Genomic DNA, 17,843 nt, shown 5'->3' with positions numbered 1-17,843 from the left:
GCGGCGCCCACGCATCTCCCGCTTCTCTACCGGAGGTGCAGTTGTCATGCGCAAAGCCGATCTATTCGCGTCTCTCGTGGTGTTTCTCGTGGCGCTGCCCCTGTGCGTGGGTGTCGCCATAGCCTCCGGTGTGCCGGCCGAGCTGGGGCTGGTGACCGGGATCGTCGGCGGTCTGGTGGCCGGAGTGATGCCCGGCAGCAGCCTGCAGGTCAGTGGGCCCGCGGCCGGGCTCACCGTGCTCGTGTACGAGGCGGTGCAGTCGTACGGCGTCCAGGCGCTGGGTGTGCTGGTGCTCGGGGCCGGGCTGGTGCAGCTCGGGCTCGGGGTGCTGCGGCTCGGGCGCTGGTTCCGGGCCGTGTCCGTGGCCGTGGTGCAGGGGATGCTCGCCGGGATCGGGCTCATGCTGATCGCGGGCCAGGTGTACGCGATGGGTGACGCCTCCGCGCCCGCGAGTGGGCTCGGGAAGATCGCGGGGCTGGCCTCGCTGGCCGGTGACGCGGATCCGGTGGCGTTGGCGATCGGCGGCGCCACCGTCGTCGTACTGCAACTGTGGCCGCGGTGGCGGCGGGGGGCGCGGGTGGTGCCGGCGCCGCTGCTGGCGGTGGCGCTCGCGTCGGCCGTGACCGGGGGGTTCGACCTGTCCGTGCGGCGGGTCGAGGTGCGTGGGCTGCTGGATGCCGTACGGCCGCCGGGCCTCTCGGATGTGGGGCGGCTTACGGAAGTGGGCGTGATCGGGACGGTGCTGGCGTTCGCGCTGATCGCTTCGGCCGAGTCCTTGTTCAGCGCGGCGGCGGTGGACCGGCTGCATCGGGGGCCGCGGACCGACTACGACCGGGAGCTCATCGCACAGGGCGCGGGGAACGCCGTGTGCGGGGTGCTCGGGGCGCTGCCGATGACCGCGGTGATCGTACGGAGTGCGGCGAATGTGCAGGCCGGGGCGCGGACGAAGGTGTCGCGGGTGCTGCACGGGGTGTGGTTGCTGCTCTTCACAGCTGTGGTGCCCGGGGTGCTCGGGGTGATTCCGGTGGCGGCGCTGGCGGGGCTGCTCGTGCACGCGGGCTGCAAGCTCGTGCCCGTTCGGGAGGTGGGGGTGTTGTGGCGCGGGCATCGCGGGGAGGTGGTGGTGCTGAGCGTGACCGCGGTGGCGATCGTCGTCGGGAATCTGTTCGAGGGCGTGCTGGTCGGGCTCGCGCTCGCCGTGGCCAAGACCGCGTGGGACATCAGTCATGTGCATGTGGAGACCGAGGACCGGGGGGCCTCGGGGATGGTCGTACGGGTCGTCGGCAACGCCACGTTCCTCCGGCTGCCCAAGCTGCTGGACGCCTTGGAGGCGTTGCCGCACGACCGGGACGTACGGCTGGAGTTGGGCGGGTTGCGGCATGTCGACCACGCGTGTGCGGCGGCCCTGGAGGGGTGGGCCGCCGGGCGGGATCACGAACGGGTCGCCACCAGCAGGTCCACGACGTAGGTCTCCTCCACGATTCCCTCCGGGAAGGCCGGCAGGAGATGGCGTCGCTCCTCGGCGAGGAACGCAGCGGTGCGTTCCTCGCCGAGGACCAGGAACGCCGAGTGGCTGCCGATGTTGGCGAGATGCGTGTCGAGGGGGACGCGGCGGCTCCAGCGGACCTGGCGGCGGGCGAAGGTGAGCCGGCCGCTCGGGTCGGCGGCGAGGGTGGCGGCGGCTCTTGCGCCGCTGCCGCTCTTTTCGACCACCTGGTCGATGCCGAGGTAGCGCTCGGCGCGGGTGGCTGCCGCCGCGATCCATGGGACGTCCAGGGCGTCGGTGTTCCACCAGAGGGCCAGGGCGCCGCCTGGGCGCAGGACGCGGAGGGCCTCCGGGACGGAGTGGGTCGGGTCGGTCCAGTGCCAGGACTGGGCGTAGGTGAGGAAGTCGGCGGAGGCGGTGGCCAGGGGGAGGGCGTTGCCGTTGCCTCGGACGATCGGGATGTGGGGGTGGGCGCGGCGGAATTCGGCGGTCATGCCGGCGCCGGGTTCCACGGCGAGGACGGTGGCGCCCCGCTGGTGGAGGAGGGTGGTTGCTATGCCGGTGCCGGCGCCGATGTCCATGACTCGTGAGCCGGTGAGCGGGCGGTCGGCGAGGGCTTCTATGGCTTCGAAGAGGGTGGGTGGGTAGGAGGGGCGGTTGGCGGCGTATTGGGCTGCCGCCGTGTTGAAGGAGTGGGCTCGGGTGGGGTGGGAGGACGGGGTGGGAGGGGTCGGAGGGCTTGGTGGGGTGGGAGGGGTCATGGGTTCATGGTGGCGGGTGGGGGGAGTTGGGGTGGGGGGTTTTCGCCCCCGCCGCCCCTACCCGTCCCATCCCGTTCCGGGGGGCTGCGCCCCCAGACCCCCCTGAAAGATTGCGCCGTTCCCCGCGCCCCTGAAAGTCGTCTGCGGGGCGGTGGGGGCTGGGCGCGCAGTTCCCCGCGCCCCTTAAAAACAAAAGCACCCGGGGCGGGCCGGCGGTTCTTTAGGGGCGCGGGGAACTGCGCAATCTTTTAGACCAACCCCCACCCACCCGCAGCCAAACCAACAACCCCCGCCTGCTCAGCGGTGGTTGCGCTTTCGGGATGGGTTGCCGGTGCGGCGGGTGGTGCGGCGGGTGTACTGGTCGCGGGCCGTTTCGTACTCCTCGCGGTGGAGGTTCTCGCCGGGGGCCTCCGTGAGGGAGCGGAAGGAGTAGGCGAGGAGGGAGCCGATGAAGCCGATGGCCAGGAGGCCGCGGAGGGAGGCCTGGCGGTCGGGGTCGGGGCGCTTGGTGAACGCGTCCCAGGTGTGGCGGAACGCGAGGGCGCTGCACACCGCGAACATCACCACGACCATGAGGGTCACAGGTGTTCCCACGTCCGCGATGGCCAGGCCCTGGTAGGCGAAACGGAGGACGAAGCAGGCGGCCACCGCGGTGGCGAGGGAGCCTGCGGCCACGCCGATCCGGCGGCCGGTGTAGCCGCCGTCGTGGTCGACCCACGTCGTGCCGAAGAAGCGCAGGGGTTCGGGCTGGGGCCCCGCGGGGGTGCCGGTTCCGGTGTTGGTCTCGTCGCTCACTTGACGATTATTGCTCCGGGGGGCGCCGCGGGGCCTTCGCAGGGGGCGTCGGTCAGGAGTCACACTTCGGGGTCACGTAGCCGTCGCTGCCTGTGTTCACGTACGCGTCCGAGACGAACTCCCCGTTGGCGATGTTGTCCCAGATCTTCGACGTCCCGTACGGAACCCGCCGGCAGGGTGCGGACGATGGTGAAGTGGCGTGCCGGGCCGCTGCGGACAAGGAACTGCACACCCGGCGCGATCGGACTACGTGCGCAGTGCGGCCGACGCCTCGGACGCAGCCCCCGCCACCATCAGCAACGCTGCGGTGAACCCTCCGGCCAGCAGCCCCCGTCTGCCCAGCAGGATCCTCGCAGTCGTTGGCCTCGCTGTCGTCAGGAGCAGCGCACCGCGACGTAGCCGTCGCTGCCCGTCTTCACATACGCGTCCGAGACGAACTGCGCGTTGGCGATGTTGTCCCAGATCTTCGACGTCCCGTACGGACCGGTGACCGACTCTCCCGGGCACTGGCAGCGGATCGGGATGCTTGAGCCCGCCGGCAGGGTGCGGACGACGGGGTAGTGCGTGCCCGGGCCGCTGCGGACGTTGACGTTGTAGCCGGGTGCGAGCGGGTACGTGAGCGTCGCTGCCGCGCTCAGCGGCTCCGATTCCGCCGTCTCCCCCGCGCCCGTGATCTCTATGTCTTCCGTGGCCATTCCGGCCTCCCCCGTTGATTGGTTCACGCCAAATTCATGCTGTGCGCCGAGGCTAGCAAGCCGACAAGGATTCGCACGAAGCATCGACTAGGCTCTGCGCGTCGCGCATGCGGACGGACACACGGGGGTGAGTGATGCCGCCACAGCGCAGTACGGGTACGGATCCGGAAGCGGAACATCCGCGCTATGCCGGGCAGTACCTGCTGGAGGCGGAACTCGGCTCCGGTGGCATGGGAATCGTGCATCTGGCGCGGTCCGCCTCCGGGTTGCGGCTCGCCGTCAAAGTCGTACACGCCGAGTTTGCCCAAGACCCCGAGTTCCGGGGGCGGTTCAAGCAGGAGGTCGCGGCCGCCCGGCGGGTGAGCGGTGCCTTCACCGCGCCCGTCGTGGACGCCGACCCCGAGGCCGATCACCCGTGGATGGCAACCCTGTTCATCCCCGGGCCGACCCTCGCCGAGCATGTGAAGCGGAATGGGGCGCTGCCCCCGGCCCGGCTGCGTCATCTCATGGCCGGTCTCGCCGAGGCCTTGCGTGACATTCATCGGGCGGGCGTTGTCCACCGCGACCTCAAGCCCAGCAACGTACTCCTGGCCGATGACGGACCGAAGGTCATCGACTTCGGTATCTCGCGGCCTTCTGACAGTGAATTGCGTACGGAGACGGGGAAGTTGATCGGCACTCCGCCGTTCATGGCCCCTGAACAATTCCGCAGGCCACGACAGGTCGGGCCGGCCGCCGACATCTTCGCGCTGGGCTCGGTGATCGTTCACGCGGCCACCGGGAGTGGGCCCTTCGACTCCGACAGCCCGTATCTCGTGGCGTATCAAGTCGTCCATGACGAGCCGGACTTGACAGGCGTACCGGACGATCTGCTCGACCTCGTCGCCCGCTGTCTCGCCAAGGAACCCGAGGACCGGCCCACACCGGACGACCTGATGACCGCGCTGCGGTCGGTTTCGGCCTCGTACGACACTCAGGCGTTCATTCCCGAACAGCGCACCGGGAATGAGCGGGAGTCGGCGCCGTCCGTGAAGGGACGTTCTCCGGAGCAGCCGGAAGGCGAGCGCCCGGAGCGGACCGACGACCGCACCCACTCAGCCGCCGTGAAGAGGTCCGGGCGGCGTTGGCGGCTTCCCGCTGCCATCGCCACGGCCGTGCTCACCGTCGGCGTCGGTGCCTTCGCCTTCCTCGGCTGGTCGGACACCCCGACCCCGGAGAGCCGCACCGAACAGCCGTCGAAGAGCAGCTTCGAGCCGTGGGACGTCGAGCTGAGCGCGCACGGCGTCAAGGCCGCCGGTCAGCCGCAATGCACGTACACGCCCCACAAGCTGTACTGCATCCGGGCCGGCGTGCTGGCCACCGCAGTCGATCCGGCGGACGGCGAGGTGCTGTGGTCACGGGGCGACCCGGGGTGGCGGAGCGACGACGTCACGAGCGCGCCGGTGTTGTCCGGCGGGCTCCTGCACGTCCTCAGCCGGGGTGGACATCGGCTGACGGCGCTCGATCCCGCCACGGGGACAACCCGGTGGAGCCGCGACGTCACGCGCTACGACGGCGGCATCGCCCACGTCGGCGGCGTCGTTCTGCTCACCGGCCGCGACTCCAAGGTCACCGCGCTCGACGCGGCGACCGGCAAGCAGATGTGGCAACACGCCATCCCTGGGCAGTCGTTGCCGAGATTCTCCTCGTACGGGGACGGAGTCGCGTACGCCGTGACGCTGGCCGGAGGGCAGACCCGAGTGGCCGCGGTGGATCCGGAGACCGGCGCCATGAGCTGGCAGCGGCGCATGGACAACTCGCTGAACCTCGTGGGCGCCCATGACGGCGTGCTCTGGTTCACCTCGACGAACACCGCCCAGTACACGGAGGCCATCGTGCGATACGACGTCGCCGACCGCACCGTCAGGCGTGTCGAGCTGCGCTTCCCGCTGCCCGGGGTGCAGGCCGTCGTACAGGGAGACACGGTCTATCTGCTGGCCGACGGCGGTGCGCTGGTGGCCATGAACACCAAGACGTCGGCCCAGGTATGGCGGATGGAGACGTCCGTCAGCTGGGCTTCGGCCCCCACCGTGGCCGGACACCGTCTCTACCTCACCGCCGCGGACGGCCGCCTCCTCGCTGTCGACACCGCCCATGGCACCCTGCTCGGGCAGACGAAGGCGCGCCTGGGTGACAAGCGGGGTTCGCTCGTCAACGTGCTCCCGGCCCCCCTCGCCGCCAACAACAAGGTCTACTCCACCGCCCCCGACGGCTCCCTCTTCGCGGTCGACGCGCGCGATCCCTCGGCCTGGTGACACGGAAGGTGACATGGAAAGGGGCCGCCCCCGAAGGAGCGGCCCCACAGACCAAGCGTCAGCCGGTGTCGAAGACGTGTCAGCCCAGCTTCGAGACGTCCCGCACCGCGCCCTTGTCCGCGCTCGTCGCCATCGCGGCGTAGGCGCGGAGGGCGGCCGAGACCTTGCGGTCGCGGTTCGCCGGGGCGTAGACGCCGTTGAGGGCGGCGCGGCGTGTGTCCAGCTCATCGTCCGACACGAGCAGTTCGATCGAACGGTTCGGGATGTCGATGCGGATGCGGTCGCCGTCCTGGACCAGTGCGATCGTGCCGCCGGAGGCGGCCTCCGGGGAGGCGTGGCCGATGGACAGGCCGGACGTGCCGCCGGAGAAGCGGCCGTCGGTGATCAGGGCGCAGGTCTTGCCGAGGCCGCGGCCCTTGAGGAAGGAGGTCGGGTAGAGCATCTCCTGCATACCCGGGCCGCCCTTGGGGCCCTCGTAGCGGATGACGACGACATCGCCGTGCGTGATCTCCTTCTTGAGGATCTTGTCGACGGCCTCGTCCTGCGACTCGCAGACGACCGCCGGGCCCTCGAAGGTCCAGATCGACTCGTCGACGCCCGCCGTCTTCACGACGCAGCCGTCGACCGCCAGGTTGCCCTTGAGGACCGCCAGGCCGCCGTCCTTGGAGTACGCGTGCTCGGCGGAGCGGATGCAGCCGCCCTCGGCGTCCTCGTCCAGGGCCTCCCAGCGCTCGGACTGGGAGAAGGCCTCGGAGGAGCGGACGCAGCCGGGGGCCGCGTGCCACAGCTCGATCGCCTCGGGGGACGGGGAGCCGGCGCGCACGTCCCACGTCTTCATCCAGTCCGAGAGGGACGGGCTGTGGACCGTGTGGACGTCCTCGTTCAGCAGGCCGGCGCGGTGCAGCTCGCCCAGCAGGGCCGGGATGCCGCCCGCGCGGTGCACGTCCTCCATGTAGTACGTGCGGTCCTTCGCCACGTTCGGAGCGACCTTGGCGAGGCACGGCACCCGGCGCGAGACCTCGTTGATCTCGTCCAGGCCGAAGGGGACGCCCGCCTCCTGGGCGGCCGCCAGCAGGTGCAGGATCGTGTTGGTGGAGCCGCCCATGGCGATGTCGAGGGCCATGGCGTTCTCGAACGCGGCGTGCGTGGCGATGTTGCGGGGCAGCACCGACTCGTCGTCACCGTCGTAGTAGCGCTTGGTGATCTCGACGACCGTGCGGGCCGCGTCCTCGTACAGACCCTTGCGGGCGGTGTGCGTGGCGAGCACCGAGCCGTTGCCGGGGAGGGACAGGCCGATGGCCTCGGTCAGGCAGTTCATCGAGTTGGCGGTGAACATGCCGGAGCAGGAGCCACAGGTCGGACAGGCGTTCTCCTCGATACGGAGGATGTCCTCGTCCGAGATGTTGTCGTTCACGGCGTCGGAGATCGCGTCGACCAGGTCGAGCGTACGGACCGTGCCGTCGACCAGGGTGGCGCGGCCGGACTCCATGGGGCCGCCGGAGACGAAGACCGTCGGGATGTTCAGACGCAGGGCCGCCATCAGCATGCCGGGCGTGATCTTGTCGCAGTTCGAGATGCAGATCAGGGCGTCGGCGCAGTGGGCCTCGACCATGTACTCGACCGAGTCCGCGATCAGGTCGCGGGACGGGAGGGAGTACAGCATGCCGCCGTGGCCCATCGCGATGCCGTCGTCGACCGCGATCGTGTTGAACTCGCGCGCGATGCCTCCGGCGGCGGTGATGGCCTCGCTGACGATGCGGCCGACCGGTTGGAGGTGGGTGTGGCCGGGCACGAACTCCGTGAAGGAGTTGGCGACCGCGATGATCGGCTTCCGTCCGATGTCCGCACCCGGTACACCGGAGGCGCGCATAAGGGCGCGTGCGCCCGCCATGTTGCGTCCGTGGGTGACTGTGCGGGACCTCAGCTCGGGCATCGTCGCTCGCTCCTTCGGAGATGTGTGACTGCTGTCGAGCGTACGCCGGTGCGCCACGATACGGACAGGGTGTCCGAAATGCGGGATGCCTGTCTCGGCTTTCGGCTGCGGATCGTACGTGGGCCGTACGTGGGCCGTACGTGGCTGGGCTCGTCCTCGTCCCGGTTCGAGGGCCGTCAGGTGGCCCTGTATTAGGGGGCCGTCAGGTGTCCCTGCACCACCGGCGCCACCCTTGCCACGATCTGTTCCGGGTCCGCCGACGCCAGGGGCTCGACCTTGATCACGTATCGCAGCATCGCGATCCCGACGAGCTGCGCCGCCGCCAGCTCGGCGCGCAGTTCCGCGTCGGGGGCGTCCAGCTGCCCGGCGATGCGGCGCAGCAGCTGGGTGGCGACCAGGCGGCGGAAGACGGCGGCCGCGGTCTCGTTGTTCACGGCGGAGCGGAGGATCGCGAGCAGCGGGGTGCGGGTCGCCGGGTTCTCCCAGATGCCGAGGATGAAGCGGGTCAGGCGCTCGCCCACGGAGTCGAGGGGGCCCTCCTCGACCGCGTCCGGGGCGCCGAGGGCGGGCGCGAAGGCGACCTCGATGGCCGCCTCGAAGACCTGTTCCTTCGTGCCGAAGTAGTGGTGCACGAGCGCGGAGTCCACCCCGGCCGCCTTGGCGATTCCGCGGACCGACGTCTTCTCGTAGCCCCGCTCGGAGAACTCCTCGCGGGCCGCCTCCAGGATGCGGTCGCGGGTGGCGGGGGCCGCCTCCGTCTGCGTACGAGTGGGGCGTCCCCGGCCGCGGCGGGGGGCGGCGTCCGTCACCGGCGGGGCACCTTCACCGCGGAGGCGAGGTGGAGCCGGGTGAAGGCCAGGGCCTCCGCCAGGTCCGCCTCGCGTTCGACGCTGGACATCGCGCGACGGGTGTTGACCTCGATGACGACATGGCCGTCGAATCCGGAGAGCGCGAGGCGTTCGAGCAGCTCGGCGCAGGGCTGGGTGCCGCGGCCCGGGACGAGGTGCTCGTCCTTGTTGGAGCCGTTCCCGTCGGCGAGGTGGACGTGGCCGAGGCGGTCGGCCATGCGGTCGATCATCTGCAGGGCGTCGGTACGGGCGGTCGCCGTGTGGCTGAGGTCGATCGTGAAGTGACGGTAATCGTCCTTCGTGACGTCCCATTCGGGGGCGTACGCCAGCATCTCGCGGTCGCGGTAACGCCAGGGGTACATGTTCTCGACGGCGAACCGTACGTCCGTCTCGTTCGCCATCCGCCAGATCCCGCTGACGAAGTCACGTGAGTACTGGCGCTGCCAGCGGAACGGGGGGTGTACGACGACGGTGCTCGCGCCGAGCTTCTCGGCCGCCGCCTGGGCGCGCTGGAGCTTGATCCACGGGTCGGTGGACCACACCCGCTGGGTGATCAGCAGGCAGGGGGCGTGCACGGCGAGGATCGGGATCTGGTGGTAGTCGCTGAGGCGGCGGAGGGCTTCGATGTCCTGGCTGACCGGGTCGGTCCAGACCATGACCTCCACGCCGTCGTAGCCGAGGCGTGCGGCGATCTCGAAGGCCGTCGCCGTCGACTCCGGATACACGGACGCCGTGGACAGCGCGACCTTCGCATCCGGGATGCGTACGACTGGTTCTGCCACGAGGGACAGAGTACGGGGTGCCTCCGGCGGTTCGGCGGGGGTGGTTCGCTTCGGCCGGGGGTTCTTGTGGCTGCCGGCCGGGGTGGCCTCCGGCCGGGGTGGGGGTGGCCTGCGGGTGGGGGTGGTGGCCTGTGGTCGGGCGCCTATTCTCCGTTGCGGGGGCTGTCGTGGGCGGGTGCGGGTTGTGTGTGGCTGGGTGCGCCCGCGCGGCGGAGCCGCACAGTGTCACAGCCCCGCGCCCCTGGGGTGGGGGCTCGCCGTGGGCCCGTGCGGGTTGTCTGTGGCTGGGCGCGCAGTTCCCCGCGCCCCTTTCGGGGCTCGGGCCTCATGACCGTGCGGGTTGTCAGTTGTGGCTGGGCGCGCACCCGCGGCGAACCGCACAAAGTCACAGCCCCGCGCCCCCTTCAGCGCGCGGGGATCATGCTCGTGGAGCCGCCTGCTTCTACGTGTCTACTCCGAGGCCATGTGGTCGAGGCGGCGGAGGATGACGCCCTCGCGTAGGGCCCAGGGGCAGATCTCCAGGGTTTCCACGCCGAAGAGGTCCATGGTGCCCTCGGCCACCAGGGCGCCGGCGAGGAGTTGGCTGGAGCGGCCCGGGGAGACGCCGGGGAGTTCGGCGCGTTCGTCGGCGGTCATGGAGGCTAGGCGGGGGACCCAGTCCTCAAGGGTGCGACGCTTGAGTTCGCGCTGGACGTAGAGGCCCTCGGTGGAGCGGGCGGCGCCGGCCAGGCGGGCGAGCTGTTTGAAGGTCTTGGAGGTGGCGACCACGTGGTCGGGGGCGCCGAAGCGGCTGAACTCGCCGACCGTACGGGCGATCTGGGCCCGCACATGGCGGCGCAGCGCCTTCACGTCGGCGGGGTCGGCCGGGTCGGTGGGCAGCCAGCCCGCGGTCAGCCGGCCGGCGCCGAGCGGCAGCGACACGGCCGCGTCCGGTTCCTCGTCGATGCCGTACGCGATCTCCAGGGAGCCGCCGCCGATGTCGAGGACGAGCAGCTTGCCCGCCGACCAGCCGAACCAGCGGCGGGCGGCCAGGAAGGTCAGCCGGGCCTCTTCCGCCCCGGTCAGGACCTGGAGCTCGACGCCCGTCTCGGCCTGCACCCGGGCCAGCACATCGTCGGCGTTGCTGGCCTCGCGTACGGCGGAGGTCGCGAACGGCAGCATGGCCTCGACGCCCTTGTCCTCGGCCGCCTCCAGCGCGTCCTGGACCGTCTTGATCAGTTTTTCGACGCCTTCGGGGCCGATCGCCCCGCTCTCGTCGAGCAGTTGGGCCAGCCGCAATTCGGCCTTGTGCGAATGCGCGGGCAGCGGGCGCGCGCCGGGGTGGGCGTCCACCACCAGCAGATGCACCGTGTTCGAACCCACGTCGAGGACACCGAGTCTCATGTACGGAACGCTACTGCGCCTCCGGCCGTCGACCGTCCCCGGAGCGGGCAGAAGCGACTTACCCTGGACGCGTGCCAAAGACGAAAAAGGCGAAGCCCGACAAATCCTCCAAGGGATCGTCGAAGAGTTCTTCGCAGGCGAAGGCGTCCACGTCCAAGAAGTCCCCGAAGAAGGTCTCCGTGTCCGACGAGAAGGGGCTGGACTTCGCTCGCGCATGGGTGGAATTTCCGGATCCGGCCGATGACGAGCAGGTCTTCCGGTGCGATCTGACATGGCTGACCTCTCGCTGGAACTGCATCTTCGGAAGCGGCTGCCAGGGCATCCAGGCGGGCCGCGCCGACGACGGCTGCTGCACTCTGGGCGCCCACTTCTCCGACGAGGACGACGAGAAGCGGGTGGCCGAGCATGTCGCGAGGCTCACGCCGGACATCTGGCAGCACCATGACGTGGGCGTGGCCACCGGCTGGGTCTCGGAGGACGAGGACGGCGACCGGCAGACCCGGCCGTACCAGGGGTCCTGCATCTTCCAGAACCGGCCCGGGTTCGCCGGCGGCGCGGGCTGCTCGCTGCACATCCTGGCGATCAAGGAGGGCCGCGAGCCGCTGGAGACCAAGCCGGACGTCTGCTGGCAGCTGCCCGTGCGCCGGACGTACGAGTGGATCGACCGGCCCGACGACACCCGGGTGCTCCAGGTCTCCATCGGCGAGTACGACCGCCGTGGCTGGGGTCCCGGCGGCCACGACCTGCACTGGTGGTGCACCTCGGCGACCTCGGCGCACGGCGCGGGCGACCCGGTGTACGTCTCCTACCGTCCGGAGCTGATCGAGCTGATGGGCAAGGAGGGGTACGGCCGCCTGGTCGAGCTCTGCGAGGCACGGCTCGCCTCGCAGCTGCCGCTCCTGGCACCGCATCCGGCCGACCCGGTGGGCTGAGTCCCGGCCAGCACGGTGGGAGTCCCGGTCGACCCGGTGCGCCGCGTCCCACCAGCCACACCAGTCTGACTAGCCCCACTAGCCCCACCAGGCTTACGAGGACGGGCTCGGGTCGCCGCTGTCGCTGGGCGGTGGCGTCGAGCCCTCCGGGTCGGAGGGGGCCGAGTCCGTGGGGGTCGGCTGGGGGTCGGACGGCGTTGGATCGCTGGGCGTCGGGGTCGGGGTCGGGTCGCTCGGGGTGGGGTCGGGGTCGGAGGGGGTCGGGTCGCTGGGCGTCGGGTCGGGGCCCGGGCCGCCGGGGCCGGACGGGCCCGCGTTCCCATACCCGTCGATCGTGACCACGGCGCCCGCCGGTGCGATCGACACCCGCGCGCTCCAGGGGCCCACCGGCTCGCGAAGATGATCGACGTACACCTTGATCGTCAACGATTCGCCCGGTTCGAGGGTTCCCCACGACTGGCTGAGGTAGAGCCAGGACACCCCGGTGTGCGCGGACCAGTGCACCGGTGAACTCCCGGACGCGGTCAGCGTGACGAGGGTCGTGTCACCGCTGCTGCCGGCCGCCACGGAAAGGTGTCCGGCGTTCTGGCCCGGGGTGCTTCCCGGGGTGCTGATGACTTCCACGGAGACATCGGGCGAGCGGCTGCCCTTGGTGAAACGGGCGTCGGGTTTGGTGCTGGCGTTGCCCGCGTTCTCGTAACCGCCCGCCTCTTCGCCGTTGATGCCGTCGGGGCCGTGCGCCTCGCTCGCGGTGACGGAGCTGCCGTCGGTGCCCTCGCCGGTGAGGGGCGCGCCACGGTAGGCCGCCCAGAGGGCGAGGACGGGCGCGGCCACCACCGTGGCGACGACTGTGGTCGTGACGGCACGCGCGCGTAGACGGTCCCTTCGCGCGGCGTGGTCCTTGGGGTCCATCGGGAAACCGCGCCGGTCGAAGCGCGGAGCGCTGCCCCGCGCGCGGGGGGCGTGCGCCATCGCGACGTGCAGGGCGGCGCGCGGCGCCTCCAGGACCGGGAGCGCGGCGGGCGTGACGCTGGTGCCGGGCCAGGCGCCGGGGACCGCGCGCTCGGCGGTGCGGCGGCAGCGCGGGCAGTCGTCGACGTGCCGGACGAGTTCGCGGCGCAGGGTGGCGCTCAGGACGAGCTGATTGTCGCCGGTGAGGCGGGCGACGCTCGGGCAGGTGCCGGTCTCCACCACGGCGAGGGCCGCGCGGGTGCGCTCGACCTCGCAGGCGGCGCAGGCGAGCAGCTCACGCGCCTTGGCGAGGTCCATGCCGAGGACGGCGGCGACCTCGTGGGCGGCGAGCTGGTGGCGCACGGCGAGTTCGAGCGCCTCACGCTGCTCGGGGGTGGTGCCGGCGGCCTCCGGCCAGGCCAGCAGGGCGAGTTCGCGCTGGCGCTGCGCCTGGGCCTCTTCGGACACGGGGGCGCTCAGCGCCTCGGCCGCGCGCCGGTCGGCGGCGCCCTTGGCGCGCCGGCCTGCGGTGTCCTTGTGGGGCGCGCGGCGCCCGGAGGCGTGCGCCGCCTGGCGCCTGTGCCGGGCCTCGGTCAGTTTGCGCAGACAGGACCAGCGCGCGAGCGCGTACAGCCACGCCCTGCGGTCGTCCGCGGACTCCGGGCCGCGCGGGCTCCGGCGCTCGGCCAGTGCGAGGACGTCCCCGAGGGCGGCGGTGGCCGCGTCGTGGTCGCACAGCACGGACAGGCAGTAGGTGAACAGGCCGTCCAGATAGGGCTCGTAGCGCGCGGGAGGGCGCTGAGCCATGGTGCGGGTGTGCGCGCCACGGGGCGTGGCCACCCGCTTGCGCGCGTCTCCGTGCGCCCGGTGTGCGCCGGTGGTGTGCGTGGAGGTCTCCGGACTGCTGCTCATCACCCGTGCGACCGTAGGCGCCCGGGGGTGGCCCCTTCTTCCCCCTTGAGCACATTTAATCCGTACGGGTGAAACGATCCCTCAAAAGGGGACACGAACCTCCGATTCCATGGCCTGGGCCTTCACGGGCGGCGATGGCAGGCCATGGCATATGACATGCGGGGCCGGACTGTCAGTGGGCTCGGCTACGGTTCCGTGCATGGCTGCCCGTACGAAAACCGCGAAGGACCGGCCGTCCTACCGCTGCACCGAGTGCGGCTGGCAGACGGCCAAGTGGCTCGGCCGCTGCCCCGAGTGCCAGGCGTGGGGGACGGTCGAGGAGTACGGCGCGCCCGCGGTACGGACGACGACTCCGGGCCGCGTCACCACCTCCGCGGTTCCCATCGGGCAGGTCGACGGCCGGCAGGCCACCGCCCGCTCCACCGGCGTGCCCGAGCTGGACCGCGTCCTCGGCGGCGGGCTCGTGCCCGGTGCGGTCGTCCTGGTCGCGGGCGAGCCGGGGGTCGGCAAGTCCACGCTCCTGCTCGACGTGGCGGCCAAGTCGGCGAGCGACGAGCACCGCACGCTGTATGTGACGGGTGAGGAGTCGGCGAGCCAGGTGCGCCTCCGCGCCGACCGCATCAAGGCGATCGACGACCACCTCTACCTGGCCGCCGAAACCGACCTGGCCGCCGTCCTCGGCCACTTGGACGCGGTGAAGCCGTCCCTGCTCATCCTGGACTCCGTGCAGACGGTCGCCTCCCCGGAGATCGACGGAGCGCCGGGCGGCATGGCCCAGGTGCGGGAGGTCGCCGGAGCGCTCATCCGCGCCTCCAAGGACCGCGGCATGTCCACCCTCCTCGTGGGCCACGTCACCAAGGACGGCGCGATCGCGGGCCCCCGCCTGCTCGAACATCTCGTGGACGTCGTCCTCAGCTTCGAGGGCGACCGGCACGCGCGCCTCAGGCTGGTCCGAGGGGTCAAGAACCGTTACGGGACGACGGACGAGGTCGGCTGCTTCGAGCTGCACGACGAGGGCATCACGGGCCTCGCCGACCCGAGCGGCCTGTTCCTGACCCGCCGCGCCGAGCCGGTCCCGGGCACCTGCCTGACCGTCACCCTGGAGGGCCGCCGCCCCCTGGTCGCCGAGGTCCAGGCGCTCACGGTCGACTCGCAGATCCCCTCCCCCCGTCGTACGACGTCCGGTCTGGAGACCTCCCGCGTCTCGATGATGCTGGCCGTTCTGGAGCAGCGCGGCCGGATCACGGCCCTCGGGAAGCGGGACATCTACTCGGCGACGGTCGGCGGCGTGAAGCTCTCCGAGCCCGCCGCAGACCTCGCGATCGCGCTCGCCCTCGCCTCCGCGGCGAGCGACACCCCCCTCCCCAAAAACCTCGTGGCGATCGGCGAAGTGGGGCTCGCGGGCGAGGTCAGACGGGTCACGGGAGTCCAGCGCCGGCTCGCCGAAGCCCACCGCCTGGGCTTCACGCACGCCCTCGTACCGACGGACCCGGGCAAGATCCCTCCCGGTATGAAGGTCCTGGAAGTCGCCGACATGGGCGACGCCCTGCGGGTCCTCCCGCGCTCCCGTCGTCGAGAGGCCCCACGGGAGGAGGAAGAGCGCCGGTAGACTTTGCCCTGGTCTCGCCCGTCCGTACGAACAGAGGGCGACCGGAAACCTGCGACCGGAGGAGTGCAGTGGCAGCCAACGACCGGGCAGCAGCTCCCGGAAAATCCGGTGGGAGCTCCGGTGCCGATGGCCTGATGCGCGCCTCACTGAGCGCCGTGGCACCAGGCACAGCCCTGCGCGACGGGCTTGAGCGGATTCTCCGTGGCAACACCGGCGGACTCATCGTGCTCGGCTGGGACAAGACCGTCGAGTCGATGTGCACCGGCGGTTTCGTGCTGGACGTCGAGTTCACCGCGACCCGCCTGCGCGAGCTGTGCAAGCTCGACGGCGGCATCGTCATCGACAAGGACATCACCAAGATTCTGCGGGCGGGCGTGCAGCTCGTGCCCGACCCGACGATCCCCACGGAGGAGACGGGCACACGGCACCGCACCGCGGACCGGGTCTCCAAGCAGGTCGACTTCCCCGTCGTCTCGGTCTCCCAGTCGATGCGCCTGATCGCGCTGTACGTCGACGGTCAGCGCCGCGTCCTGGAGGACTCGGCGGCGATCCTCTCCCGCGCCAACCAGGCCCTCGCGACCCTGGAGCGCTACAAACTCCGCCTCGACGAGGTCGCGGGAACGTTGTCAGCGCTGGAGATCGAGGACCTCGTCACCGTCCGCGACGTCTCGGCTGTCGCCCAGCGCCTGGAGATGGTGCGGCGCATCGCCACCGAGATCGCCGAGTACGTAGTCGAACTGGGCACCGACGGGCGTCTTCTCGCCCTCCAGCTGGACGAGTTGATCGCCGGCGTCGAGCCCGAGCGTGAACTCGTCGTACGGGACTACGTGCCCGAGCCGACCGCCAAGCGTTCCCGCACGGTCGACGAGGCCCTCTCCGAGCTGGACGCGCTCAGCCACGCGGAGCTCCTCGAACTCTCCACCGTGGCACGTGCGTTGGGCTACACCGGCTCCCCCGAGGCGCTGGACTCCGCCGTCTCCCCGCGCGGCTTCCGCCTCCTCGCCAAGGTTCCGCGCCTGCCCGGCGCGATCATCGACCGCCTTGTGGAGCACTTCGGCGGACTACAGAAGCTGCTCGCCGCCAGCGTGGACGACCTGCAGACGGTCGACGGGGTGGGCGAGGCGCGGGCGCGCAGTGTCCGCGAGGGGCTGTCGCGGCTGGCGGAGTCGTCGATTCTGGAGCGGTACGTCTAGCCGACGGCTGGGCGAGTAAACGGCGGGGCGGGTAGACGGGTGGGCGGGTAGACGGCTGGGCAGGTAGAGGGGCCGACGGGCGAAGAGCAGCGGGGCGGGGAACGGGCGAACCGGGGCGTGAGCCCCTCGCCCTCTCCTTAACCCTCGCCCTCGTCCTCGTCCTCGTCCTCGACCAGTGCTTCAGCCCTGGTCCTGTTCCAGTGCTTCAGTCCTTGGAGAGCACGAACGACGTCTGGGCCTTCGCCAGCCCCGGTGCGGTCGCCTCCACCAAGTACGTACCCGCGGAGGCCGAACCCGCCGGAGGCGTGGCGCACTCGGGGGCGCTGCCCTTGCGGTCCCACTCCACCGTGTGGGTCACCTGTCCGCCGGCCGGCACCCGGAAGAGGAGGCCGGCGGCGCTCTTCGGGCAGTCGTCCGACGCCCAGATTCCGGTGTCGCTCTCCGCCTGAGTGATCGTCAGTACTGCGCTCTTCGGGCCGAGATCGACCTTGCAGTCACCGGCTGAGGAGTTCTTGGCGGTGAGCTCGAACGTGGGTGTCTCGCCGGGGGCGTACGTGTTGTGCACGCTGCGCAGGATCAACTTCACGCCACCGGCGGTGCAGTTGGGGAGACCGGACCCGGCGGGAAGCTGCTCGCCCGAGCCGCCGCCGTTCTTGGATCCGTCGTCGGACCCACCGGTGGAGGAGCTGCCGCTGCCGCTGGAGTCCCCGGAACCGGACCCGGATCCGTCGCCGGTCCCGCTTCCTCCGCTGCCGGCGCTGCCGCTCGACTCGTCGCGGCCGCCCGGGTGTTGGCTGATCGCGGGACCGGAGCCGGAGGGGCCGGGCGTGATGGTCGAGGGCGCGGGATTCTTGCCGTTGGAGTCACCGGCGTTGTTCTTGGCGCCTCCGCCGCCGGAGCCGACCACCCACACGATGAGCAGCGCCAACAGGGCGACCATGGACAGCAGAACGGCCCTCCGACGCCAGTAGATGGTGGAGGGAAGCGGCCCGACCGGATTGCGCAGAGATCCCACGGCGCAAACTGTACGAGAGATCCGCCCCGCCGCTCGCCCCACCCGCCGCCCCGACATCAACTTTTCCGGATCATCATCCCGGCCACAGCCCGTTGTTCGCCCCCGCCGCCCCTACCCGTCCCATCCCCCAGGGGCTCCGCCCCTTCGACCCCGGGGCTTGTTCGTCGGCCGCGCGCCGGTGGGGGTTGCTCGCGCAGTTCCCCGCGCCCCTGAAAGCGGGGCTGCGCCCCGCAATCCCCCGCCCGCCTCCGTTT

14 protein-coding genes and 1 pseudogene are annotated in these 17,843 nt (G+C 71.2%); 5 read left to right on the top strand and 10 right to left on the bottom strand.

Going from position 1 to position 17,843, the window contains the following annotated elements:
* The first annotated feature begins 46 nt into the window (after positions 1 to 46).
* Positions 47 to 1,468 carry a SulP family inorganic anion transporter gene (locus OG975_RS27160; RefSeq protein WP_406331997.1) on the top strand — a complete coding sequence of 474 codons (1,422 nt, stop codon included), beginning with the start codon at positions 47 to 49 and terminating at the stop codon, positions 1,466 to 1,468.
* On the opposite strand, the gene OG975_RS27155 is transcribed toward OG975_RS27160, so the two are convergent.
* The 4 genes and pseudogenes from OG975_RS27155 to OG975_RS27140 form a co-directional block, all read right to left on the bottom strand.
* Positions 1,432 to 2,247 (bottom strand): class I SAM-dependent methyltransferase, encoded by an 816-nt coding sequence (locus OG975_RS27155; protein ID WP_406331995.1) that lies wholly within the window; start codon positions 2,245 to 2,247, stop codon positions 1,432 to 1,434. The two genes, OG975_RS27160 and OG975_RS27155, sit on opposite strands and share 37 nt — an antisense overlap.
* A 297-nt stretch (positions 2,248 to 2,544) precedes the next feature.
* Positions 2,545 to 3,042: an EamA/RhaT family transporter gene (locus OG975_RS27150; protein ID WP_406331994.1), complete on the bottom strand. Its 498-nt coding sequence runs from the start codon at positions 3,040 to 3,042 to the stop codon at positions 2,545 to 2,547.
* Between the two features lie 52 nt (positions 3,043 to 3,094).
* Positions 3,095 to 3,336 (bottom strand): annotated as a pseudogene (locus tag OG975_RS27145) (hypothetical protein).
* 80 nt (positions 3,337 to 3,416) lie between these two features.
* Positions 3,417 to 3,737: a peptidase gene (locus OG975_RS27140; RefSeq protein WP_406331993.1), complete on the bottom strand. Its 321-nt coding sequence runs from the start codon at positions 3,735 to 3,737 to the stop codon at positions 3,417 to 3,419.
* A 134-nt stretch (positions 3,738 to 3,871) separates the two neighbouring features.
* Here OG975_RS27140 and OG975_RS27135 point away from each other — a divergent pair, with 134 nt between their 5' ends.
* Entirely contained in the window at positions 3,872 to 6,031 is a 2,160-nt protein-coding gene (locus tag OG975_RS27135; protein WP_406331992.1) for a protein kinase domain-containing protein, read from the top strand.
* A gap of 79 nt (positions 6,032 to 6,110) precedes the next feature.
* Here the strand turns inward: OG975_RS27135 and ilvD are convergent, their stop codons facing one another.
* The 4 genes from ilvD to OG975_RS27115 all read right to left on the bottom strand — a co-directional run bounded on the left by ilvD (position 6,111) and on the right by OG975_RS27115 (position 10,977).
* Positions 6,111 to 7,964 carry a dihydroxy-acid dehydratase gene (gene ilvD / locus OG975_RS27130; protein ID WP_406331991.1) on the bottom strand — a complete coding sequence of 618 codons (1,854 nt, stop codon included), beginning with the start codon at positions 7,962 to 7,964 and terminating at the stop codon, positions 6,111 to 6,113.
* A gap of 191 nt (positions 7,965 to 8,155) precedes the next feature.
* The gene (locus tag OG975_RS27125) at positions 8,156 to 8,773 is read right to left on the bottom strand and encodes a TetR family transcriptional regulator (RefSeq protein WP_406331990.1); all 618 of its coding nucleotides are present in this window, start codon (positions 8,771 to 8,773) and stop codon (positions 8,156 to 8,158) included.
* Positions 8,770 to 9,594: a sugar phosphate isomerase/epimerase family protein gene (locus OG975_RS27120; protein ID WP_406331989.1), complete on the bottom strand. Its 825-nt coding sequence runs from the start codon at positions 9,592 to 9,594 to the stop codon at positions 8,770 to 8,772. Before OG975_RS27120 ends, OG975_RS27125 begins: the two co-directional genes overlap by 4 nt.
* Positions 9,595 to 10,044: 450 nt before the next feature.
* Positions 10,045 to 10,977, bottom strand: coding sequence for a Ppx/GppA family phosphatase (locus OG975_RS27115; RefSeq protein WP_406331988.1), 933 nt, complete (start codon positions 10,975 to 10,977; stop codon positions 10,045 to 10,047).
* Positions 10,978 to 11,048: 71 nt separating this feature from the next.
* Here OG975_RS27115 and OG975_RS27110 point away from each other — a divergent pair, with 71 nt between their 5' ends.
* A complete protein-coding gene (locus OG975_RS27110) occupies positions 11,049 to 11,909 on the top strand; it encodes a hypothetical protein (protein ID WP_406331987.1) in 861 nt (286 codons plus the stop codon).
* Between the two features lie 93 nt (positions 11,910 to 12,002).
* Here OG975_RS27110 and OG975_RS27105 read toward each other — a convergent pair whose 3' ends face one another.
* A complete protein-coding gene (locus OG975_RS27105; protein WP_406331986.1) occupies positions 12,003 to 13,775 on the bottom strand; it encodes a BACON domain-containing protein in 1,773 nt (590 codons plus the stop codon).
* A gap of 196 nt (positions 13,776 to 13,971) precedes the next feature.
* Here OG975_RS27105 and radA point away from each other — a divergent pair, with 196 nt between their 5' ends.
* Positions 13,972 to 15,381 carry a DNA repair protein RadA gene (radA, locus tag OG975_RS27100; protein WP_327430649.1) on the top strand — a complete coding sequence of 470 codons (1,410 nt, stop codon included), beginning with the start codon at positions 13,972 to 13,974 and terminating at the stop codon, positions 15,379 to 15,381.
* Positions 15,382 to 15,449: 68 nt separating this feature from the next.
* A complete protein-coding gene (gene disA / locus OG975_RS27095; RefSeq protein WP_406331985.1) occupies positions 15,450 to 16,574 on the top strand; it encodes a DNA integrity scanning diadenylate cyclase DisA in 1,125 nt (374 codons plus the stop codon).
* Between the two features lie 205 nt (positions 16,575 to 16,779).
* Here the strand turns inward: disA and OG975_RS27090 are convergent, their stop codons facing one another.
* Complete coding sequence (locus tag OG975_RS27090) at positions 16,780 to 17,589, bottom strand: hypothetical protein (protein ID WP_406331984.1); 810 nt, start codon at positions 17,587 to 17,589, stop codon at positions 16,780 to 16,782.
* Positions 17,590 to 17,843 lie beyond the last annotated feature (254 nt).

Origin of the sequence: Streptomyces sp. NBC_00203, assembly GCF_045206325.1 — a bacterium.
Classification (GTDB): Bacteria; Actinomycetota; Actinomycetes; order Streptomycetales; family Streptomycetaceae; genus Streptomyces; species Streptomyces lutosisoli.
Note: the sequence above shows the minus strand (reverse complement) of the source record. Positions and strands in the feature narration are given on the sequence as shown.